Source organism: Mastigocoleus testarum BC008 (assembly GCF_001456025.1).
In the GTDB taxonomy this organism is placed as follows: Bacteria; Cyanobacteriota; Cyanobacteriia; order Cyanobacteriales; family Nostocaceae; genus Mastigocoleus; species Mastigocoleus testarum.
On the sequence record NZ_LMTZ01000162.1, the window covers coordinates 1 to 21,889 of the forward strand.

Here is a 21,889-nt window from a genome sequence, read left to right on the forward strand (position 1 = left end):
AACAACTCGAGAATTTTGGAACACTGCGAGAAGCCATGGAGCATGTCTTGACTTTAGCGTCCTAGCTAACCTGGCGGTTGCTATATTTTACGGAACAATATAAAAGGACAGGGAAGGAATGCAAGGGAAATACTTTTCTGTTTTTGAGTAGATTTCTAAATCAACTTATAAGTGAGTTCATGAGTAAACTTCTAATTGCGCAACTAGCGCTGATAAATATGAGTGGGGTGAACTTGGATCCCATGTTGTGAGCAACTTTGGGAATACAGTAAATATTTCACAAAGCATGACATCATTTCTAATATTTTTTTCTCCTACTTTGAGAAGCCCTCTTGTTTTACTCAACATTAAAAAGACAAAAATTGTTTGTACATAGTATAGCTTCCTAAAAAAAGCATCTTTTTTCATGAAAATTTAATAAACACAGACCTATCTTAAGACATAAATAAGATACAAAATTTCATACGGTATTAGGAGTTACAGTAACTGGGGATCGGGCAGTGCTAGCTTGACTGGTGTACGTTAAAATTGTGGCGTAAAACTCCTCAGCACTTATGGCTCAAATATTAGATCCCATCCCACCTGAGCAATCAGAGAAAATTCTCTGTTGCTATGTTAATGCTACGAGTAAAATACAAATTGCTCGCATCTCTAACATTGCTAATTGGTATTTTGAAAGGGTTGTTTTTCCCGGACAAAGGCTAGTGTTTGAAGCTCCGTTAGAGGGAAAACTAGAAATTCATACAGGTATGATGGCAAGTGCAATCTTGTCAGATACAATCAACTGCGAACGCTTAGCAATCGGTGAAGAAAATAATGAGTTAAAAACAGACCCTAAAATAAATACAAGTTCTATAAATAAAACAGAAAAATTGCAAACGATTAATACAAAATCCAGAGAATCAAAAAGACCTTTAAATTCCTTGGCTTAGCATCAATTGATTAAGAAAACATTAAATATCTGGGTTGCTAACTTAAGCAACCCCTTTTCATTAGGTAAATTTATGAGAAATATTTGCCTTATGCCAGATAAAAGGTAGTGATTTAGCAGTAAAGTAGACAGTGAAATTTGCCTTTTGTATTGGTTCACTAATTTGGATTTACCATCATTTATTTGGTTATGGAGAATCGCTGCTTGGTCAATGGGTTTGTCCGTATTGGCTTACCTCATTTTAGCTGTAACTGGTTTTTGGATATTTCGTGCTAGAACTTTTCAGCAACAACAACCAATAAATCCATTTCCTCTCTCCTTACCTGCTCTACACTTTATATTTGGGATTTGTATCGTAAGTTTGGTGTTATTATTACTGGCAATTGGAATTGTTGGTACTTACGGTCACTATGGTTCTTTAGGACACTCTCCACACTTAGTTGCAGGATTAATTACAGTCCTTTTGGTTATTTCATCTGCCGTGAGTGCATTGCAAATCAGACCTGAAAAACCCTGGTTTAGACGAGTACACGTCACCATCAATGTGATGTTATTTTTTATGTTGGTTTGGGTCTCACTTACGGGATGGGATGTAGTGCAAAAATATTTACCTTGATTCTCTAGAATTGGTTACTGGCGATTCGAAACTTATCATTGATATTAGTAATTCTCATTCACCTAAATATCAACTTGTCTTTTACTCAGATTTAGTCACATTTCGCCAATTGACGCACGAAATTACATAAAATTTGATTTCTATTGGTTAGTTGATTGAGTTTCTTAAAATCACAGAAATATTACAAGCTTAGGTATGAAACCTAATTATAGAAGATATAAATCTTGGTAATCGAGTATTATCTCAAAATAATAGTTGTGACGAGCATATTTGCTATTTTTTATATGTTTGTCAATAATTACAAATTTTAGAATTACAGATTTTAGAATTACAGATTTTAGAATTACAGATTTTAGAATTACAGATTTTGGAGTTACAAGTTTTAGAACTCATATTTCCTGTGAAGAAATAATCTAATATAGTGGCGCATATTTTTTAACGAGCAATATTTAGCACAAGTATACTTCTTGAAATTTTCATAACCTAAAGGCTCATAGCACAAAGATTAGATTTTGCTCTCAATTATCTGCCGCTAAAAAGCATAAATCCTAACTTTTTTCATGTTAAATTCTGATGACATGAAAATTTATCTGCATGCAGGAGTAACATGTAGTTGAAGCAGGATTTTTGTTTTGTGCTCAAACCCATTTACCCGGTATGGAATCACCCGTTATTTTTCGTCTTTCTCCTTTAATTCGAATCGTACTTTTATCTTTGTATGTAGCCCTAACCTTACCTTTACCTTTTCTTGCTGAGGTTACAAATGCACCAGTATCACCTCTCATACTTTGGTTGGGTATTAGTGTAGGTTTAATGATCCTTTATGCTGTTTTAACCGAGCGTGTAATTTTAGATGCCCAAGGAATTAAAGTAGCTTATGCTGCGTGGGTACCACGTTTGTTACGTAAGGGCTGGTCTTTGCCTTGGTCGCAAATAAAACAATTAAAGCCCCGCACTACAGGTCAGGGAGGACTCGTTTACTACTTCCTTAGTAAGGAAGAAAAAGCTTATTTATTACCAATGCGAGTTGCTGGATTTGCTCGTATGGTCAAACTAGTAGAAGAAAAAACAGGAATTGATACTACAGATGTTTATCCTTTAGCACAGCCTTGGATGTACTTTATTTTGTTAGGCTTTACATTGCTGTTGCTTTTGGTTGATGCTTGGACGATTCTGACAGCAATATCTTTTGGACAATTAGCTTAATTTCTTGATCGCTTCAATTCTCAAACGCTAGATTTAGGGGTGAGGCTAGTTTGTACTAGCTGACTCTCGTGACATACTCCCACACTGAAACAAGTTTATAGTGTGGGCTTCTTGCACGCAGCAAGCTGAACAGCGACTCCCGGTATCCCGTAGACATTAACTGTTAGCGCAGCGTCTCCGCAGGAGAAGCTATATTTAGACTGCACGAGATGCCCCTCCGCACAGCAGAACAATACAAAAAATGCTCTATCCTTTGTACTGTCAGAGTTTTACCTATCCACAGATATACTGAATAGAACCCTCTACTCTGAGTTGTCAAGGTACAACCTGTTGGCCAGCATTTGCGGCTTTGCCAATAAGTACATAATAACTCATCATTCCAATAAGAGATAAATAAAAATGGCGCTATCTTCCATACTGTGTTAACAAACATGTCAACACCCCTATAGAAGATGCACCATTTTTATTCGGCTCCCTCCCCTTGGGGAGGCTAGGAGGGGGTTTATCCCACACTTCCCTTACGGATAAGATGTGGGGCTTACGCCGTTTTAGCTACACTTTCAATACGCTTAAGTATTTGCGAGTATGAAATTAATGTTGGAAATTCTAATGCCGAAAATTCAAAATACCGAACTGCTAAAGTTTCGATTTCCGATCATCTTTGACTTTTGATTCTCGGTTGAGAGCGATACTCTTAGTCTAACCTGTTATTTGAATATCAAGTTATTAATACCCTAATAAATTAGTTAAGCAAAATATCCTCAAAATCTAGCAATGATTGGATAATTTAAGAATGTACGTATGAATTCAGTTATGTTTTACCGAACATTCACAATTTGATTTATCTATTCTTAACGATTACCCATTAATTGTCTTCACAATTATCGTATTAAAAATTATAGACACAAGAAATATTTAACTAATTTCAAATCCTCAAAAATCTAGAGTTGAAAAACTCAGTTGAAAAACTTAAATTAATCAAGGTTAAATTTGCTGAATAATTCTCAAATAATACTCAAACTCGAAAAAGTAAATTTGTATAGCAGTTTACTTGCTAAAGGAAAAAGTAATCAGTTAGGATATCCAATCTTACAGGATATTTCATTCCAAGCAATTTTAGGGGAAAGACTTGCTATTGTGGGATCCACAGGTGCAGGTAAAACTTCTTTATTGCGTTTACTCAATAGACTTGATGAACCAACAAATGGCAAAATTTATTTCGATAATTTAGAGTATCACCAAATACCAATTATCGAGCTTCGCAAATCTGTTACTTTTCTACCCCAAGAAGCAAAATTATTGGGGATGAAAGTTAAACAAACCTTGGCTTATCCCTTAGTATTACGTGGGTTCAACAAACAAAAAATTCGCCCAATTTTGGATGAATGGACAGAGAAACTGCAAATTCCCAACGATTGGTTGGAAAAAACAGAATTACAGTTGTCTGCAGGACAACGACAGATTGTTGCGATCGCACGTGCTTTACTTATCCAACCTAAATTATTACTTTTGGATGAACCAACTTCAGCCTTGGATGCAGGTAATGCCAATAAGCTCATGGAAATCTTAGTGACCATGAGTCAGGACAGCCAGACAACTATTCTGATGGTAAATCATCAACTAACCTTGGCTAAGAAGTTTTGTACTAAACTAATACACCTGCAGCAAGGAAAAATATTCGCCGATTTAGCTGCCTCTGAAGTTAATTGGGAAAACTTGCATGAAAGTTTATTAAAAGCGGCAGAGGAAGATGATTTTGGATTTTAAGTGAGCTAGATTGATTGATTTATCGATCTCAGGATTAATATCTTAACCGTCAACTGTTAGTTGTTTGGCATTTAATGCAGGACGCTGGTTATTAAACTTCTCTTTTGATAATTTTGTTGTATCAGGTGAATTGGAGTTAAGAAGCTCCATATTAAACCTGTATCCCACATTTCTAATTGTTTGAATTAAATTAGGTTGGCGGGGATCTAATTCAACTTTCTTACGCAAAGATAAAACATGAGTATCAATAGTGCGTGGATTATCAATAGCATCAGGCCAAGCCCGACGCAATAACTCCGACCTACTCAAAGGTATTCCCCCTGCTTGCGCAAGAACATAAAGTAAACTAAACTCTTGAGGCGTTAAATCAATAAATTCTCCTTGAAAACGGACGCGACGCTGTACTAGATCGATTTGCAAAGAGCCATAATCTAAATAAGCCGGAGCAGCAGGAGTACGTTTGCGACGAACTAATGCTTCTATCCTTGCTAGAAACTCTTGCATTCCAAATGGTTTAGTTAAATAATCATCTGCCCCAGCTTTCAATCCAGCAACTATATCTGCTTCATGAGAGCGAGCAGATAGCATTAATATTAAAGGTTGTTGCTGGCGATGTAACCAACGGCAAAACTCAACGCCATCCCCATCCGGTAAGTCAGCATCAAGAATAACCAATGTTGGTTGATAGTTCATGAAAACTTCCCTCGCTTGATATATGCTGGCAGCTTGATGAACTCTATATTCTAATTGTTGCAAGTGCCAACCAAGTAACGATCTCAAGTGGGGATTCCCCTCTATGATTTCAATACAAACCGAACCCACGGTGGCAAGACCCCTCATTCGTGTGTGATTTTCAAAGTATCAAAGTCTTTACATTCGGTTTTGTAACCGTTGTTACTCATATTGTGTTCAAATGCGTTTTCAATTCATATATAGCAACGTAATCTGTTTGCTTGATAGTCTATTTGCTCCTTAGTACTTTCCATCCTTAAGTTTTTGTTATAATTATCATATAATGTCTGTTCCCTAATTTTCATTTATCAAAAGAGTTTTATTTCCCTGAACTAATTTTATTTCAACAGATTAAAATGTAATACTGTTTGATAGGGATGTAAAATTTATTTAACTTTTGCGCGGGGACATGTAAAGTATCTGAATTCAGTGCTGCGATGAGTTAATTTTCAGTATGTTAGCAAATGTAAATGTATATATTTGTTAGGAGGTAATTGCATTCTTAGTTTTCTGGAATAATGAGACGTGATTTTGTAGATAATAGTAGCGACACCTAAAGTAAAAAACAATACTTACTATTGGGATTCGTTTCTAGCACCTACTTCACTTTTGAACTGGAATAATTTACAATTTTCATTCCAAAGAGATTTCTATAGCAGTTATGCTCCAAGATGCACAAACCATCCGTTATTACCAAAGATTGACTGACGCCTTCGTCGAACTTTGGAATCGCGGTTATCGTACAGATGATATTCGGATGTATTTGGATGGATATTTAGCCGCACTGCGACACGGGAACACTATTGAACCCTTTTTAATCCACCGTTTAGAAGAAGAAGCCACACGATACCTACACGATGCGTCTAATTTTGCTATGACGCAGCCCCAGCCAGATTACTATTAATCCGATTGCTATTAATATTTTTTCGTCCAAATGTTATCAGTAATCCTCTAGTGACGGGATAGATTATATCACATAATCTCCCTGATTCAAGATGATTCAGTGGTGTGAAATTTTGGGGATACATTAAGCTCATAAATTCCCTCATTTATTTGGTGGTAGCAGATAAATGAGGGAATTTGTGTTAAGTAATTTTTTGTGCCAGGAATTAAGCAATAGTAAATCTAGTGCTTATATAAATTCCTCTCAAAAAACAAGTTTTATGAAGCTAATGCAACTTCTACGACTTCCTGTAACTCGCCTTTTTGGTACAATTCGTACATAATGTCAGCACCACCGATGAATTCGCCATTAATATATGTCTGGGGAATTGTGGGCCAGTTAGAATATTCTTTAATGCCTTGGCGGATATCGTAGTCTTCTAAAACATCAAAAGTTTCAAAGGGAACTCCCAAAGAGTTGAGAATTTGTACGACATTGTTAGAAAAACCGCACATGGGCATTAGTTTAGAACCCTTCATAAAAACCATGATCTTGTTTTGTTTGATCAGGTTCTCAATACGTTCTTTTATCTCTGGCGTCATGGTTATGTCCCTATAATTTCTGAGTTAATGAGCGTTTGTTTGAACTGTTAAGATTACAAGCAACGTAGATGTATTCCAAACCAATCGCCACCGGAAATGTAAGGATAGCAGAATTGGTGAGTATAAACAATTAGTAAGTAACCTTTATAAGGTCTTTGTGTGAGTTATCATCCACTGATACACTCGCTCAATATCTGTAAGTTTAACCTTGGCGAACAGCATATGCTGTCCCTCTATTGGGGGGTTAATGTTTTCAGTGCCAAAGCATGAATAGCTTCACTTGACATTGCTTCATTTAGCGCACCGTAAACCAATTGGTGTTGTTGCACCAGTCTTTTACCTTCAAACTGCGATGATACTACAGTAACTTGGTAATGGTCTCCACCACCAGTTAAGTCTTGTACTTCTACTTGAGCATCAGGAAGCTCCGCCTTAATCATTGCTTCAACTTGCTGCGGACTAATCATCGCCATCTCTAAAAAACTTCTTTTCTATTATGGAACAGATGGAGGATTCGGGAGGTGAGAGTAAGGAGTCAGGAGTCAGGAGTCAGGATTCAGAAGTCAGCAGGAGTAAGGAGTAGGGAGTCAGGAGTCAGGAGTCAGGATTCAGAAGTCAGCAGGAGTAAGGAGTAGGGAGTAAGGAGTCAGGAGTCAGGAGTCAGGATTCAGAAGTCAGCAGGAGTCAGGAGTCAGGAGTAGGGAGTAGGGAGTAAGGAGTCAGGAGTCAGCAGGAGTAATTAATGTAATTTGACCAATTACCAATTACCAATTACCAATTACCAATCACTAATAAGCAGAAACCACCGCCTAAAATTCAAGCAGTGGTTTGGATCGTTGGGATGCAAGGATTTTAACTGAAATCAAAATATCCAAGCCCTATCGGGTTATGAGTATTCTGTGAGACAGCTTTGCCGTCATGCTTTGTATGTCGCGGTTGAAAAAGGTCACTATTATTTTTGAGATGAAGAAGTGTTACTAGCACCACCACCAAAAGGAGAATCAACAAAACCCAATTCTAGTAATTGCTGATAAGCTTTTTTACCTAAATCCCGCGTTGGCATTTGACTTTTAATAATTTGTACCAACAAAGGTACAGCAAGAGATGGTTTGTTTTGTGCCCGATGTACTAAAGCTAGCTGATAAGTTGCCTCATCGCGCATTTGGGCTGTGTCTCGTGCTTTTTTCCTTAAGGTATCAGCAACTCTATTATCTATTCCAGAAAAACTAGAATTCAGTTGTTGGTAGAAATTTGATAATTGATTAAAAACGGATCTAGCATCTTGAAGTTTTTTTGCTGCTTCTGGATAATTTTGGGATGAAACAGCATTACTCGCATCGCTCATTAAACGCTTGCCATTTTCAATACTGAGTAAAGCGCCACTTTGACCTGTTGGACGGAGAGTATTCGGGTCGTTAGGGTCAATAGGCTGTACATTATTGCCCGTATCTGGTAGGTTCTGTACCTGAGCTTGGGCTGGTGATAGCGAGCTTAAAGTGGCTATCATTGCCAATGAAACGAAGCGAATCAAAGAAGCAGTTGCAGCAATTTTCATGTGGTTAATACGCGCGACAACTAAATACAACAGGGGTAGAAACTTGAGGTATCTTAACTCTGTTTTGTTGTTTGACAAAGCAAACCCACATACTAAGTTTCTCAGATTTAGACCGGTATTTACTTGAATTAAGTTCCCAGTCCTTTTCTAGACAACAATTGACACCACTGCTATGAAAAATTCAACTGACCCTTATGCTTTTTCTTCCTCTGGTATTTCACCCAATAATTTAGGAGTTGTTTTACAACGAGGTGGAGAAGAATTAATTTTAGAAAAAGCTTTAGATAGATTTACTATTCGTCCACGAAATAATATCCCATCACAAGAACTTTCTCCAAATTTTTTGGGTACTCGGATTTGCTCCATCCCTAAAATGGATTTGGAATTATTTAGTGTTACACCTACAAGGCTCGAAGCTGCGATGGTGCAAGCACGTTCTAGCCAAAATATTATTTTTGCTTCCCACGTTTATAAGTTGAGGGACAATCCGGGAACTTTTGTTTATCTAAGCGACCAAATTACTATTGAATTTGCTGCGGAGGTAAATAACAAAAAAATTCTTGCGATCGCTGCTGAATTTGGCTTAGTCAAGGAGCGAGCAGTTATTGGTTTAGTAAATACTTGGGTTTTTTTAGTTAGCAAACAAGCTACAGAAAATCCAATTAAAATAGCTAATCGTCTAACAGGATTTCCTGAAGTATTGGCAGCCGAGGCAAATATCATAATTCAAGCTGAGCCCCACTACAAACCACGAGAACCACTTTATCCACAACAATGGTATCTCAATCACAATGGTGGTAATTTGTTAGCTCCTGGGGCTCATATTGACGTAGAAAAAGCTTGGGATGTAACTCGCGGGGTTCGTTCTGTAGTTGTAGCTGTAGTAGATGATTCTTTCGACCTGGATCATCCAGATTTTCAAGGAGTTGGTAAAATTGTCGCTCCTAGAGATTTAAAAGAAAACGACTTTTTGCCTTTACCTAATGAAAAAGAAACAAGTCATGGTACCGCTTGTGCGGGGATAGTTCTAGCGGAAGAAAATAGTATTGGAATTACGGGAGTCGCACCTGGTTGTACGTTAATGCCGATTCGTACCACCGGATACCTTGACGACCGATCCGTCGAAGAAATTTTTGAATGGGCTATTAACAAGGGCGCATCTATCATTTCTTGTAGCTGGGGTGCATCTGCTGTTTATTTTCCCTTGTCCTTACGACAAAGGGCTGTAATTACTCGCGCCGCAACTGAAGGACGTAATGGGAAGGGTTGTGTCATCTTATTTGCTGCCGGTAATGCTAATCGTCCAATTAACGGTACTGTTTACGAGCAAGGATGGATTAAAAATATCTTACGGGGCAATACAAAATGGCTAAATGGTTTTGGAGTGCATCCTGATGTGATTACAGTATCTGCCGCTACAAGCATGAATAAGAAAGCAGCCTATAGTAATTGGGGACGGAATATTTCTGTATGCGCTCCTAGTAATAATGCATTACCGGGAATGTGGTTTCAGGAAACTGGTTTTGTTTATACACAGCCATCAATTAGACAACCAGTTTATGGAAGGGGAATGTTAACTACCGATCAATTGGGTGCTGCTGGTTATGGCAAAGGTAACTTCACCAGCAATTTTGGCGGTACTTCCAGCGCAACTCCAGTTGTAGCCGGCGTTACAGCATTAATTTTGTCGGTAAACCCAAACCTAACTGCAAAACAGGTAAAACAGATTTTGCAAGAAACCACCGACAAAATTGTAGACTCCGAACCTGACCCCCAATTAGGCTTACGTTTGGGAAGTTACGACGAAAATGGACATTCACAATGGTTTGGTTACGGTAAAGTTAATGCAGCAAAAGCAGTACAAGTAGCGCGGGCTTCTGCCATTGCTTCACCTCTTAAAACCAAACAAGTAAGTGGAATCAATCGCATAAATTTAGTTATTCCAGATCATGACAGCCATGGAGTCAAAAGTGGAATTTCAATTGCTGATTCTAGCCCGATCAAAGATATTCAGGTCACCGTAGACCTGAAGCACGAGTTTTTAGGTGATTTGGAAATTTATTTAGTTGCCCCAAACAATCAAAAAGTACTACTGCAAAATCGAACTTTGGGACGTCAAACTTGTTTAAATAAAACTTATACGACGCGATCGCATCCTGTGCTTAAGCAATTTCTATCACTTTCAGCCAAAGGAAATTGGCAAATATTGATCATTGACTTAGCACCTCAGGATATAGGAAGTCTGAATAGTTGGGAATTAGCTCTAGGGATTTAATGAATTAACCGAACATGGCTAAAAGCCACAGTTAAAGTAACAAAATTCAGAATAATATGTCGCCGATCTGTAACAGTCTAACCGATCTGTAACAGTCTATATAAAGCAAGAAATACTTAACAAGTAACAATTACTTAAGAGTTGGGCATTTCTGCAAAAGGTGAAGAATTGATTTCAGATTGGGGTTCATCCAATTGCTGAAGCCTACTTAGTAATTTAGAAGTAAGACGTTTGGCATCTTTCTTGATGCAATCACCAATGAAATCTCTTACTTGTATGGGTTTTCCAATGTTAATACTCGCATCATCACCCCAACTAGGATAAGGTTGGCTATAATTAATCGCAATTGGCACGATCTTGATGCCCAAGCCGGGATTACTTGATTCAGCTGTTAAAGCTAAACGCGAAATACCTGGCTTCAAAGGATGAATTAATCCATCGCGAAATATATCGCCCTCTGGATAAATCACTAGTATTTCCCCCTCTACCAATAGTTCGATGCTATAACGCAGAGAAGCAATAGAAGGACGACGAGTATCTACGGGAAATCCTCCCATTTTGCGTACAAACCAACCTTGCAGTCCTTGACACTCATTCATAGTTACCATAAAACGCAAGTCTCTTCCTGTTACATAGCGACCTGCTGCAAAGGGTAAAAGTAATGAATCCCAACGCGCTCTGTGGGTTGGGGCAAGAATAATGGGGCCTGTGCTAGGTAGATTTTCTTTTCCAGCAATTCGAACCTGCCGAAAAAACAAAGGCAAGAGAAAATTACGCCCTAGGATATAGGCTATGGTGCTCAGCCAAGGAGAAACATCGTAAGTTATTCGGGATAGATTATTCGTTACTGGCTTTTGCTGGGGGACATGGGATAAAGAGTAAAAATCTATCATTTTGGTAGCTGCTGATTGGAAATTCGTATGTGATTAAATCTTTATTAGTAACACCGTAGATTTTCTTTACTCACTTGTGTGATACTAGCGGGACAGTTTTGTCTCTGTCCTTACGGTTTTTTTTTCTTTCTTCGAGCAGCAAACCAAGTTTGTAATTGTTGTCGACAATCAGCCTCTAAAATTCCTCCAATAACCTGCAAATGGTGATTAGAAGCCGCACTATCGGGAATATTCATTGCGGTTCGAATCGCCCCAGTTTTTGGATCGTCGACTCCGTATACCAAGAGTTTTAAACGCGACTGTACTATAGCACCAGCACACATCGGACAAGGTTCCAAGGTCACATAAAGAGTGCAGTCCTGCAAGCGCCAATTTTGCAAACTTTGGGTTGCTGTTTTGATCGCGATAATTTCCGCATGACCCGTAGGGTCTTGGTCTCTTTGTTTTCTATTACCTGCTTCTGCTATTACATTTTCAAATGAATCAATAATCACAGCGCCAATAGGAACTTCACCGCAATTACCTGCAGCCTCAGCTACTTCTAATGCACGGCTCATCCATTTCCGATGTATAAGATATTCTGAATAATCGAATAACATATTTAAAGTAGAAAAACAGTGATTCGAATGTCGAAGTAATGTAGCAAGAAAATTTAAAGTTTATGCTTGGAGATTTACGCTTAAAGAAAAAATATATGGGATGGCCTAGTTTGCCATCCCACAGAAAGAAGATTTTATCTAGAATATATTTTTTAAAGCGATCTACATTGGTGATTTTGCTAAAATTGTATCGAGTTGGCTTTGACTATCCAGCTGATACAGATCGTCGCAACCACCTATATGCTGATTATTAATAAAAATCTGCGGTACTGTGCGACGCCCGTTAGCACGCTCTGACATTTTATTCCTCGCCTCAGTATTACCGTCAATTTTATATTCAGTAAACTTTACGCCTTTCCACCACAACAGCATTTTTGCACGGATGCAGTAAGGACAAGTTTGCCAAGTGTAGATCTCAACATTTGCCTTAATACGTTTGGGATCCCTTCCTAGCAAGGAATTAAGAAATTCGAACATCTTGAAAAAGATAATATTCTATCCATGTTTTCTTTAGCCTAGCAGTAGAAAGCTTGATGTATCTTAAATTTCTGTCATCCCGGAGAAGAGAAACAAATCTGGAGAAAGCATAATTCTTGAAATATGGAGGTTTAGATGTGAGTCTGGTGACTAGAGTTACTAAAATGAATATCTCAATTACTTCTTCCTACATTTCTGCAAAATATACATAGTTACCGCCGAAAAATTTAGCTAATTGCCAGTATTTAGCAGCAAAACTTAACACGACCTGAGTGTTAACTATTTTCCATAGGTATACTTGCTTTGGTAGACTTGAAAACTGAAAAGGTTATTCGCAAACAACGCGAAATCAAGCTATCGAGAGGGCAGACTTCGTGGAAAATACTCTGGGATTAGAGATCATTGAGGTAGTAGAACAAGCAGCGATTGCATCTTCCCGCTGGATGGGTAAAGGTGAAAAAAATACCGCCGATCAAGTTGCTGTAGAAGCAATGCGGGAGCGAATGAATAAAATTCATATGCGCGGACGCATTGTAATTGGTGAAGGAGAACGGGACGATGCACCCATGCTCTATATCGGTGAAGAAGTTGGTATTTGTACCAGCCCTGATGCCAAAGATTTCTGTAACCCAGAAGAATTAGTTGAAATTGATATTGCTGTCGACCCATGTGAAGGTACTAACCTAGTTGCATATGGTCAAAATGGTTCAATGGCAGTTTTGGCAATTTCAGAAAAAGGTGGTTTGTTTGCAGCACCTGATTTTTACATGAAAAAATTGGCTGCCCCAGCACCAGCAAGAAATCATGTAGATATTAATAAGTCTGCCACCGAAAATTTAAAAATTCTTTCCGAGTGCTTAAATCGTTCGGTTGAGGAATTGGTAGTGGTGGTGATGGATCGTCCCCGTCACAAAGAACTGATTAAAGAAATTCGTAGCTGTGGGGCAAGAGTACGCTTGATCAGTGATGGAGACGTTTCCGCTGCAATTTCTTGTGCTTTTGAAGGTACTAATGTTCATGCACTTATGGGAATTGGTGCAGCACCCGAAGGTGTGATTTCCGCTGCTGCAATGCGTTGTTTGGGGGGACATTTCCAAGGACAATTAATATATGATCCTGAGATAGTAAAAACAGGTTTAATTGGGGAAAGTAAAGAAAGTAATCTTGCTCGCCTTAAAGAAATGGGTATCAATGACCCCGATAAGACTTATAATGCCGAAGAACTAGCTTGTGGAGAAACCGTATTGTTTGCAGCTTGCGGTATTACTCCCGGTACCTTAATGGAAGGAGTTCGCTTTTTCCACGGTGGTGCAAGAACTCAAAGCTTAGTAATTTCCAGTCAATCCAAAACCGCTCGTTTTGTTGATACTGTTCATATGTTCGGTGAGCCTCAACGCTTACAACTTAAATAATATTAGGGCATAGGGATGGGGCACAGATCCATAGATCGTGGGGATTGGAAAATTAAGATAAATTAATGCTCTTACTTCCCAATCCCCATCCCCAATCCCAATACCCAATCCCCAATTAGTTATTAAAAATTTAAAAGATGAATATAGTAGTTATTGGGTTGAGTCATAAAACAGCACCTGTGGAAGTTAGGGAAAAATTGAGCATCCCAGAACCACAAATAGAAAGTGCTATTGCAAATTTACTAGGTCATGCGAATGTCGATGAAGTTGCAATTCTTAGTACTTGTAACCGTTTAGAAATTTACCTTGTTTCTTCAGAAGCAGAGCAGGGACTGCGAGAAGTTACTCAGTTTCTTTCCGAACACAGTAAATTACCCATAAGTTCTCTCAGACCCCATTTATTTGTCTTGTTGCATCAAGATGCAGTTATGCATCTAATGCGAGTATCCGCAGGTTTGGATAGCTTGGTACTAGGGGAGGGACAAATCTTAGCCCAAGTGAAGAATACTCACAAACTAGGACAACAGTACCAAGGCATTAAAACTATTTTGAATCGATTGTTCAAACAAGCTATCACTGCTGGTAAGCGGGTACGTACGGAAACCAGTATTGGTACAGGTGCAGTTTCCATTAGTTCTGCTGCGGTGGAATTAGCACAAATGAAGCTGGATAGTTTGAATGGTTGTAGAGTGGCAATTCTTGGTGCTGGCAAAATGTCCAGGCTACTAGTGCAACACTTAGTATCAAAAGGTGCTACAGAAATTTCTATTATAAATCGTTCTTTAGGAAGAGCGGAAAAGCTGGCAAAACAATTTGCTGAATATGAAATAAGAATTCATCTTCTAGCGGATATGATGTCAGTTATTAGTGAAAGTAATTTAGTATTTACAAGTACTTCGGCGACTGAACCAATTCTGGATCGTGTCAAATTAGAACCAGTAATAAAATCTGATAGATCGTTAATGTTGATTGATATTTCCGTACCGCGAAATATTCATGTAAATGTTAATGAAATAGAGAAGGTACAGGCTTTTAACGTTGATGACTTAAAAGCGGTGGTAGCCCAAAATCAAGAAAGTCGTCGCCAAATAGCTCAAGAAGCTGAGGGACTTTTGGAAGATGAATCAATGACCTTTGATATTTGGTTGCGTAGTTTGGAAACTGTTTCTACCATTAGCAGTTTGCGAAATAAAATAGAAACAATCCGCAAACAAGAATTAGAAAAAGCTTTATCAAGGTTGGGTTCAGAGTTTGCTGACAAGCATCAAGAAGTTATAGAAGCTTTAACTCGAGGTATTGTTAATAAAATTTTGCATGACCCAATGGTACAGTTGAGGGCACAGCAAGATGTAGAAGCAAGAGAAAATTGTATGCAGACTCTACAAACGCTCTTTAATCTTGATTCGGAGAAAATATTTAATTAGAAAATATCTTCACTGAAGAAAATAGTTAATAGTTATCATTTGACCCTGTTCTAAAGTGAATATTACAAAATATTTAACTACCATACAGCGATCAATAATGCGGTATTGACAAATACTTGATAGCTGTAGCCCATAAGGGCGTGGCGTTAGTCATAAACTGTTAAATATACTGCTAGTGGAATCACAGGTAGCCCAGGGTATCCATAACGTGCGCGTAGCGTTCGTCTTAGATGCATTTAAAAGCAGGATGTTTAACTGTACATCACATAGCACGTTAACTGACAATTAAACTTCAATCCACTTACGTAGCAAGTTAGCATGAGTTTTGGCTGCAATGTCAAACTCTGCTGTCTTGCCATATTTGTGATACATTGCCTGCTTAAGGGTATCCAAATCGAATAAAATTTCTCTTTCATGAACATCGCGAACGTAGCTTTGCACCCAACTCACTGCAGCTAATCTTTTCCCTTCTGTAACCGTTGCTACTCTATGTAAGGTTGTGGAAGGGTAAACAATCATTGCTCCTGCTTCTAGTTTAAAATTTTGCTCTCCCAAACTAGTATCGATTACTAGTTCTCCACCACAATAATCATTGGGAGAATTCAGAAATAAAGTAAAAGATACATCAGAACGCATGGGATTTTCACCTCCCATTAATGCATTGTCAGTATGAGCACCATAATACATTCCCGTTTCATAGCAACTAATAATCATCGGACGAATAATTTTCGGTCTGACTGCTGCTTGAAATAGTCTATTGTTTTGTAGCGCTTGGGCTATGATACTTCTTACTTCTTTTGTTGTTGTAGCCTTTGATGATAACTGAGTATTATTTTTGACTTTTTTGGCGAACCATCCAGCTGTTATTTTGCCATCTATGAATTCAGCATCTTTAAGATGAGAATTAATAAAATTTAACTCATCAGAACTTAGAATATTGTCAATACAAAGAATCATTAGATTTCAATTAAGCAATTCAAATATTTTATGATTTACATTTCCGTCAAATATTTGCAGCACCATCAAATGTCGAAGAGCGTCCCATGGAGAGTTAATATGCAAAATGAAGATGATTTTGTAATCCTTCCAATGAGATATATTTCTATCAATTAATTTTTTGTAAGTAGGGCAATAATATCAGTTTGGGGAGAAATAGTAATCAAGAAGAGGGTAATAAAAATAAGCTTGCAAAAGCCCTCCAATATTTAGGAGGGTTTAGGAGGAGAGAAAATTTTGAATAGTTTTTGATTATCTCATATAAAAAGAAAAAAGTGTCAGACCGAAAAGATTAACCTTCGCCACCTTCTCCGCCTTCTCCACCTTCTCCGCCTTCGCCACCTTCAGCAGGTGCTGCTGGTTCAGTTTGTTCCGTTGTAGGGGGTTTTTCCCCTTCTTTAGCTCCTTCTTCACCACCACCTTGACTTGCTGGATCGCATGCAGCTACAGATGCAGCTAGACCCATAGCTAAAAATAACGCAATAGTTTTTGAACCCATATTTAATACTCTTCTCTAAATAAACTCACAGTTAATATCAGTTAATAGATTTTGCAATCCAAATGAATACGCGTGACCTATTATCTGTTATTTATTGCAAATGATTCTACATTGCTTCAGAGACTTTTTGCAAGTAAAAGTTATTACTACAACAATGATAATGAAAAATACTTTTATGTTACAACCCTAGAAGTATTACCAACCAAATAAACAAGTATATTTTTTACAAAAAACAACCGGTTTATAGAAACAGCAAAAATACATCTAGCGTAAATTAAATTCAGCCTTGTAATATAAAGGTTCCCAATAACATTTGTAAATAATTTTAGTGTTTTTCTCTACCAAATTAGCTCATGTCAACTTCTAAGTCATACAAGTCATAAAATATAAAAAAATGTAAAAATATTTTTTTTGCTTCATCTACCATCAAAGCAAGAGATACATTTGTAATACATACGCTTTCTAAGACAGTGTCTGCTGTGTATAAAAGTATTCTTTTTATAAGGTACTGAAAATGCTAGAATTGGTAACTGGCCAAATAATCTTGTTCATGTTATGACTTTTCAGATTTATTAGATTGCTTTAGTAAGAATTGTAACGTACCCACACTTTTAGTTGTAGTGTGTTATTTAATACTATGGCTAGCCATGGAGAAAATTTCCTACAAGCTTGGTGAAGTTTATATAGATGGGTTATTAGCAGACATTTATAATATTTTCAAGTACAAGTAAGGAGAAGATAAAAAATCTTTATCTTCTCCACATCATCAATTGAACTTAAGTAAAGGCATCTTTAATTGGGTTTCAAATCTCGCTCGAGATTATAGATAATCTTAGCTACTTTTAGCCTTCACCACCTTCACCACCTTCTCCGCCTTCTTCACCACCTTCAGCTTCAGCAGCTTCTTCACCACCTTCTCCGTCTTCAGCTTCAGCAGCTTCTTCACCACCTTCAGCAGCTTCTTCGCCACCTTCGGATTCTAGTGTTTCTGTTTGCTCAGTTGTTGCTTCGTTGCTTTCGGTTCCCTGTTCTCCTTCCTCGGTGGTACCACAAGCAGCAGCAGTTACGGTTAAACCTAATGCCAAAAATGTAGCAATAATCTTGGAATTCATTGATATACTCCTCACTAAATGTAATTAAAGTTTGTTGCTTATTTTCGCCTAAATTAAAATTTACTCAATCTAAAATTTGCACAAACTCAGTAATTACATCTTCAAATATGGGGTTTAAATAATATAAATATCGACACTTTAATTGCCCGATTCGAAGAAGATAATATTTCCTATAGTTTGTGGTAATTATTTTAGATTTATGCTCAATTTATGAATTGAACTTTAATAGTCAGGCAAAACTAATATACTTTTACCTTTTTAAATTGATTTCTATCAAGAAATACAGGTTACATTTAGGATTTATTAATCGTGAAGTTCACATATACTAAATATTTTAATATATAAGATAATGAAAAATTTTTGTATTAATTAGTATGCCACTAGTAAGCATCATAATTGGGGAATAAACTACTTAACCGTTAAATGATCACCATTCATTGTTAGAAAAATAAAACTTGTATAGATACTTAGGTATTATTCATAAATATATGTAGTTTACTTTTACTTATAGGAAATATTTGCAGATTTCTCAATATGTAGATCCTGTAAATATGCGAAATATCACGTATCAATAATATTGATTTTTACAAATGATTTAAGATGACTCAATATAGTACTAAGTAATAAGGTTAAGACATTGGTAAATAGTGAAAGCAATGTTGTGTAAGTTTTTTACTTTTTATTTTTTCCTTTTACTTGTACCTAGTGTTATATGCTATGCCATCACTGAAATGGGTTTATAATAACTTCAAAGAGAATTAAATAAAAACTAATTCTCGTTAAATATCTAGTTGTCGCTGCAAAATGTCAATGCCTCGTGCGTTAAGTAGAAAACTGTATCGTGTAGTTTTACAGTTATTGGGATTGTGGCTGGCTTTTGATGTAATTTCCCGCCTAGCTGCAGAATTTTTTTGGTTTGGTGAAATAGGATATTTATCAACATGGGGAACGCGCTTAGCAACTCAAATCGGATTATGGATATTTAGCTTTCTTATCACACTAATTTTTCTACTCTTTAACTTGAGAGTAGCTAAAAATGCTAAAAGTTTATCCCGTAATCCTTCTTTTGTCTCTAAACGTTTTCTCCCTCGGCGCTGGAAAAAAGCGAAACCAGAAATTTTCACGACGTCAAAGTATGGCTTTACTTTACGCTTATTGTTACCTGTTGTAATTGTATTAAGTTTATTAGCAGGAATAATAGTAGTTTATTATGGTCAGGAAGCTCTAAGAGTTTGGTATCCTCAAATCCAATTACCTTCCTTCACACTACAATTAACTACAACCTGGAAATTAGTTTTACAGCTATTTGATTTGCAGGATATTTTTGTCCCAATTTTACAACTTATTTTACTTTTGGGACTAACAATTGCAATATTGATTTATCCACACTATTACTTAAAAATTACATCTTTTCTCATCAGTTCATTCATCGGTTTTATAGTCTCAGCAAACTGGAACAAGATTTTAGAGTACTTTAATGCTACTAATTTTGGTCGTACAGATAATTTATTTAGTAGAGATATTAGCTTTTATGTTTTCTCACTACCAATTTGGGAGTTATTAGATTTTTGTTTTATCGGAGCATTAAGTTATAGTCTAGTCGCCGTAACTTTAACATATCTGCGGTCAGCAGATGCCATATCAGAAGGAAGATTTGCAGGCTTTTCCTTATTGCAGCGCCTCCACATTAACGCTTTAGTTAGTCTATTTATGTTAGGAATTGCTCTGCGCTACTGGCTTTTGCGTTATAAGTTACTTTATTCAAACCGTGGAATTAACTATGGTGCTAGCTACACTGATATTACAGTTGAGTTACCTATATACACTGGTTTAAGTATCTTTGCTATAGTCATGTCAATTTATTTGGTATGGCGAATTATCTTATTGTTTCGAGTATCACAAATTAACCCTGAGTCAGTACCCCATGCTCGCCAGTTGGTATACGCAATCGGATTATTTCTCATAGTAGCGACTATCTCAAGCAAAGTATTACCGGCTGTTGTGCAACAGTTTATTGTCAAACCAAATGAATTGGTACGAGAACGTCCTTTTATTAGACGTACTATTGAACTGACCCGTAAAGCATTTAATTTGGATTCCATAGAAGTCAAAACTTTCGATCCTCAAGGAAAGTTGACCTTGAAAGACTTACAAGAGAATGATTTAACGATTAGTAATATTAGATTGTGGGACACCCGTCCACTACTACAAACTAACCGTCAACTACAACAAATACGACCTTACTATAAGTTCCCCGACGCTGATATAGATCGTTATACCTTAACAAAAGAGAAAGGAACAGGTAGCGAGAAACAACAGACTATCATTGCAGCACGGGAAATGGATTATTCTGGAGTTCCACAGCAGGCGAAAACTTGGGTTAACGAACATTTATTTTATACCCATGGTTATGGATTTACCCTTTCCCCTGTAAATGAAGTCATTCCTGGAGGCTTACCAAAATATTACGTTAAAGATATTGGCGTTGAGAATAAGGGTAAGGGTACTCCAAGTTCTTTACAGATTGCCAAGAGAATTCGTGCCAGCATTCCCATCGGTCAACCACGAATTTATTATGGTGAAATTGCTGATACTTATGTGATGACTGGTACAAAGACTCAAGAGTTTGACTACCCGAAAGGAAATGAAAATGCCTATAACGTTTACGATGGGCGCGGTGGAATTCCCATTGGTTCGATGTGGCGGCGTTTGTTATTTGCCCAATATCTCAAAGATTGGCAAATGTTGTTCACACGTAGCTTTAAACCGGAAACAAAACTCTTATTTCGTCGCAATATCAAAGAGCGGGTCAAAGCAATTGCACCTTTTCTACATTATGACAAGAATCCGTACTTAGTTGTTGCTGATGGGAATGCAACTAATAAGAAAGGAGAAGGAACTTATCTCTACTGGGTGCTTGACGCTTATACAGTTAGCGATCGCTACCCCTATTCTGACCCAGGTCAAAATGATTTCAATTACATTCGCAATTCAGTCAAGGTAATTATTGATGCCTATAACGGTACCGTAGATTTCTACATAGCAGACGATACAGATCCAATTATTAATACATTCAAAGCTATTTTCCCCAATCTTTTAAAACCTTTGAGTAGTATGCCTGTTCCTCTGAAAGCTCACCTACGCTATCCAGTAGACTTGTTTTCTATTCAGTCGGAACGCTTGCTTGAATATCATATGACACAGGAGCAAGTTTTTTATAATCGTGAAGACCTGTGGAAAATACCTAAAGAAGTATATGGCACAGAGGCACGTCCAGTAAAACCATATTACCTAATCATGAAATTGCCCACTGCCAAGAATGAAGAATTTATTTTGATGCAACCTTTCACCCCCACCCAACGGGAAAATTTAATTGCTTGGCTAGCAGCCCGTTCTGATGGTCGACAATACGGTAAATTGTTGCTGTACGAGTTTCCCAAACAGAAGCTTGTTTATGGACAAAAGCAAATTGAAGCTTTAATTAATCAAAATCCAGAAATATCCCGACAAATTACTCTTTGGAATCGCGAAGGTTCCCGAGCAATTCAAGGAAATCTACTAGTTATCCCTATTGAGGAGTCATTACTGTACGTTGAACCGCTTTATTTGGAAGCAGAAAAAAATAGTTTGCCAACATTAATACGAGTAATTATTTTTTATCAAAATAAGATTGTCATGGAAGAAAGTTTAGAAAAGGCAATTGAGAAAATCTTTGACCCAGAATCCAATACAACAGATCTAAAAGAAAACATTATTCCTCCGATAAATATTGCAATACCGACAATTGATGGTGCTGGTCCCGAATAGCAAATTCCTAATTAAAAATAAAGAATACAATTATTACTGTTATCTGGATTTAAATTACAATCTTAGGTCCAGACGTAATGTGTTGGCTTAAAATCAGAGTCTT

At 37.3% G+C, this 21,889-nt stretch carries 19 protein-coding genes; 9 read left to right on the plus strand and 10 right to left on the minus strand.

Annotated elements, in window-relative coordinates; genetic code table 11:
• Nucleotides 1–554: 554 nt before the first annotated feature.
• The 4 genes from BC008_RS43170 (at nt 555) to BC008_RS43185 (ending at nt 4,520) form a co-directional block, all read left to right on the plus strand.
• Nucleotides 555–932, plus strand: a complete 378-nt coding sequence (locus tag BC008_RS43170) for a DUF1830 domain-containing protein (RefSeq protein WP_027846977.1) — start codon at nt 555–557, stop codon at nt 930–932.
• Between the two features lie 162 nt (nt 933–1,094).
• Nucleotides 1,095–1,547 (plus strand): DUF4079 domain-containing protein, encoded by a 453-nt coding sequence (locus BC008_RS43175; RefSeq protein ID WP_072207823.1) that lies wholly within the window; start codon nt 1,095–1,097, stop codon nt 1,545–1,547.
• A gap of 657 nt (nt 1,548–2,204) precedes the next feature.
• Nucleotides 2,205–2,753, plus strand: a complete 549-nt coding sequence (locus BC008_RS43180; protein WP_058184794.1) for a hypothetical protein — start codon at nt 2,205–2,207, stop codon at nt 2,751–2,753.
• Nucleotides 2,754–3,743: 990 nt separating this feature from the next.
• Nucleotides 3,744–4,520 (plus strand): ABC transporter ATP-binding protein, encoded by a 777-nt coding sequence (locus tag BC008_RS43185; protein ID WP_407657108.1) that lies wholly within the window; start codon nt 3,744–3,746, stop codon nt 4,518–4,520.
• A gap of 42 nt (nt 4,521–4,562) precedes the next feature.
• On the opposite strand, the gene BC008_RS43190 is transcribed toward BC008_RS43185, so the two are convergent.
• Nucleotides 4,563–5,342: a response regulator transcription factor gene (locus tag BC008_RS43190; protein ID WP_027846375.1), complete on the minus strand. Its 780-nt coding sequence runs from the start codon at nt 5,340–5,342 to the stop codon at nt 4,563–4,565.
• Nucleotides 5,343–5,913: 571 nt separating this feature from the next.
• On the opposite strand from BC008_RS43190, the gene BC008_RS43195 reads away from it, so the two are divergent.
• Complete coding sequence (locus tag BC008_RS43195) at nt 5,914–6,156, plus strand: DUF6761 family protein (protein ID WP_027846374.1); 243 nt, start codon at nt 5,914–5,916, stop codon at nt 6,154–6,156.
• 257 nt (nt 6,157–6,413) lie between these two features.
• Here the strand turns inward: BC008_RS43195 and grxD are convergent, their stop codons facing one another.
• The 3 genes from grxD to BC008_RS43210 form a co-directional block, all read right to left on the minus strand.
• The gene (grxD, locus tag BC008_RS43200; RefSeq protein ID WP_027846373.1) at nt 6,414–6,737 is read right to left on the minus strand and encodes a Grx4 family monothiol glutaredoxin; all 324 of its coding nucleotides are present in this window, start codon (nt 6,735–6,737) and stop codon (nt 6,414–6,416) included.
• A 233-nt stretch (nt 6,738–6,970) separates the two neighbouring features.
• The gene (locus BC008_RS43205; RefSeq protein WP_027846372.1) at nt 6,971–7,204 is read right to left on the minus strand and encodes a BolA family protein; all 234 of its coding nucleotides are present in this window, start codon (nt 7,202–7,204) and stop codon (nt 6,971–6,973) included.
• A gap of 485 nt (nt 7,205–7,689) precedes the next feature.
• Complete coding sequence (locus BC008_RS43210; protein WP_027841339.1) at nt 7,690–8,292, minus strand: hypothetical protein; 603 nt, start codon at nt 8,290–8,292, stop codon at nt 7,690–7,692.
• A gap of 172 nt (nt 8,293–8,464) precedes the next feature.
• Here BC008_RS43210 and BC008_RS43215 point away from each other — a divergent pair, with 172 nt between their 5' ends.
• Nucleotides 8,465–10,567 (plus strand): S8 family serine peptidase, encoded by a 2,103-nt coding sequence (locus BC008_RS43215; protein ID WP_027841338.1) that lies wholly within the window; start codon nt 8,465–8,467, stop codon nt 10,565–10,567.
• Between the two features lie 134 nt (nt 10,568–10,701).
• On the opposite strand, the gene BC008_RS43220 is transcribed toward BC008_RS43215, so the two are convergent.
• From BC008_RS43220 to grxC, 3 genes are all read right to left on the minus strand, one after another.
• The gene (locus BC008_RS43220; RefSeq protein ID WP_027841337.1) at nt 10,702–11,460 is read right to left on the minus strand and encodes a lysophospholipid acyltransferase family protein; all 759 of its coding nucleotides are present in this window, start codon (nt 11,458–11,460) and stop codon (nt 10,702–10,704) included.
• A gap of 110 nt (nt 11,461–11,570) precedes the next feature.
• Nucleotides 11,571–12,059 carry a tRNA adenosine(34) deaminase TadA gene (gene tadA / locus BC008_RS43225; protein ID WP_072207824.1) on the minus strand — a complete coding sequence of 163 codons (489 nt, stop codon included), beginning with the start codon at nt 12,057–12,059 and terminating at the stop codon, nt 11,571–11,573.
• Between the two features lie 162 nt (nt 12,060–12,221).
• A complete protein-coding gene (gene grxC / locus BC008_RS43230; RefSeq protein WP_027841335.1) occupies nt 12,222–12,536 on the minus strand; it encodes a glutaredoxin 3 in 315 nt (104 codons plus the stop codon).
• Between the two features lie 374 nt (nt 12,537–12,910).
• Here grxC and glpX point away from each other — a divergent pair, with 374 nt between their 5' ends.
• Both glpX and BC008_RS43240 read left to right on the plus strand, forming a co-directional pair.
• Nucleotides 12,911–13,948, plus strand: a complete 1,038-nt coding sequence (glpX, locus tag BC008_RS43235; RefSeq protein ID WP_027841334.1) for a class II fructose-bisphosphatase — start codon at nt 12,911–12,913, stop codon at nt 13,946–13,948.
• A 137-nt stretch (nt 13,949–14,085) separates the two neighbouring features.
• Entirely contained in the window at nt 14,086–15,372 is a 1,287-nt protein-coding gene (locus BC008_RS43240; protein WP_027841333.1) for a glutamyl-tRNA reductase, read from the plus strand.
• Nucleotides 15,373–15,657: 285 nt separating this feature from the next.
• Here BC008_RS43240 and BC008_RS43245 read toward each other — a convergent pair whose 3' ends face one another.
• From BC008_RS43245 to BC008_RS43255, 3 genes are all read right to left on the minus strand, one after another.
• Entirely contained in the window at nt 15,658–16,329 is a 672-nt protein-coding gene (locus BC008_RS43245) for a Fe2+-dependent dioxygenase (RefSeq protein ID WP_027841332.1), read from the minus strand.
• Nucleotides 16,330–16,660: 331 nt separating this feature from the next.
• Nucleotides 16,661–16,867 (minus strand): hypothetical protein, encoded by a 207-nt coding sequence (locus BC008_RS43250; RefSeq protein WP_058184766.1) that lies wholly within the window; start codon nt 16,865–16,867, stop codon nt 16,661–16,663.
• A gap of 842 nt (nt 16,868–17,709) precedes the next feature.
• Nucleotides 17,710–17,979 carry a hypothetical protein gene (locus BC008_RS43255; protein ID WP_036264755.1) on the minus strand — a complete coding sequence of 90 codons (270 nt, stop codon included), beginning with the start codon at nt 17,977–17,979 and terminating at the stop codon, nt 17,710–17,712.
• Between the two features lie 810 nt (nt 17,980–18,789).
• Between BC008_RS43255 and BC008_RS43260 the strand changes: the two genes are divergently transcribed.
• Nucleotides 18,790–21,786, plus strand: a complete 2,997-nt coding sequence (locus BC008_RS43260; protein WP_058184768.1) for a UPF0182 family protein — start codon at nt 18,790–18,792, stop codon at nt 21,784–21,786.
• Nucleotides 21,787–21,889 lie beyond the last annotated feature (103 nt).

What these genes read in the sequence shown, in the direction of transcription:
- BC008_RS43170 (WP_027846977.1), top strand. Translation starts at nt 555, where the DNA reads ATGGCTCAAATATTAGATCCCATCCCACCTGAGCAATCAGAGAAAATT.
- BC008_RS43180 (WP_058184794.1), top strand. Translation starts at nt 2,205, where the DNA reads ATGGAATCACCCGTTATTTTTCGTCTTTCTCCTTTAATTCGAATCGTA.
- BC008_RS43195 (WP_027846374.1), top strand. Translation starts at nt 5,914, where the DNA reads ATGCTCCAAGATGCACAAACCATCCGTTATTACCAAAGATTGACTGAC.
- grxD (WP_027846373.1), bottom strand. Translation starts at nt 6,737, where the DNA reads ATGACGCCAGAGATAAAAGAACGTATTGAGAACCTGATCAAACAAAAC.
- BC008_RS43205 (WP_027846372.1), bottom strand. Translation starts at nt 7,204, where the DNA reads ATGATTAGTCCGCAGCAAGTTGAAGCAATGATTAAGGCGGAGCTTCCT.
- BC008_RS43210 (WP_027841339.1), bottom strand. Translation starts at nt 8,292, where the DNA reads ATGAAAATTGCTGCAACTGCTTCTTTGATTCGCTTCGTTTCATTGGCA.
- BC008_RS43215 (WP_027841338.1), top strand. Translation starts at nt 8,465, where the DNA reads ATGAAAAATTCAACTGACCCTTATGCTTTTTCTTCCTCTGGTATTTCA.
- BC008_RS43220 (WP_027841337.1), bottom strand. Translation starts at nt 11,460, where the DNA reads ATGATAGATTTTTACTCTTTATCCCATGTCCCCCAGCAAAAGCCAGTA.
- tadA (WP_072207824.1), bottom strand. Translation starts at nt 12,059, where the DNA reads ATGTTATTCGATTATTCAGAATATCTTATACATCGGAAATGGATGAGC.
- grxC (WP_027841335.1), bottom strand. Translation starts at nt 12,536, where the DNA reads ATGTTCGAATTTCTTAATTCCTTGCTAGGAAGGGATCCCAAACGTATT.
- BC008_RS43240 (WP_027841333.1), top strand. Translation starts at nt 14,086, where the DNA reads ATGAATATAGTAGTTATTGGGTTGAGTCATAAAACAGCACCTGTGGAA.
- BC008_RS43245 (WP_027841332.1), bottom strand. Translation starts at nt 16,329, where the DNA reads ATGATTCTTTGTATTGACAATATTCTAAGTTCTGATGAGTTAAATTTT.
- BC008_RS43250 (WP_058184766.1), bottom strand. Translation starts at nt 16,867, where the DNA reads ATGGGTTCAAAAACTATTGCGTTATTTTTAGCTATGGGTCTAGCTGCA.
- BC008_RS43255 (WP_036264755.1), bottom strand. Translation starts at nt 17,979, where the DNA reads ATGAATTCCAAGATTATTGCTACATTTTTGGCATTAGGTTTAACCGTA.
- BC008_RS43260 (WP_058184768.1), top strand. Translation starts at nt 18,790, where the DNA reads ATGCCTCGTGCGTTAAGTAGAAAACTGTATCGTGTAGTTTTACAGTTA.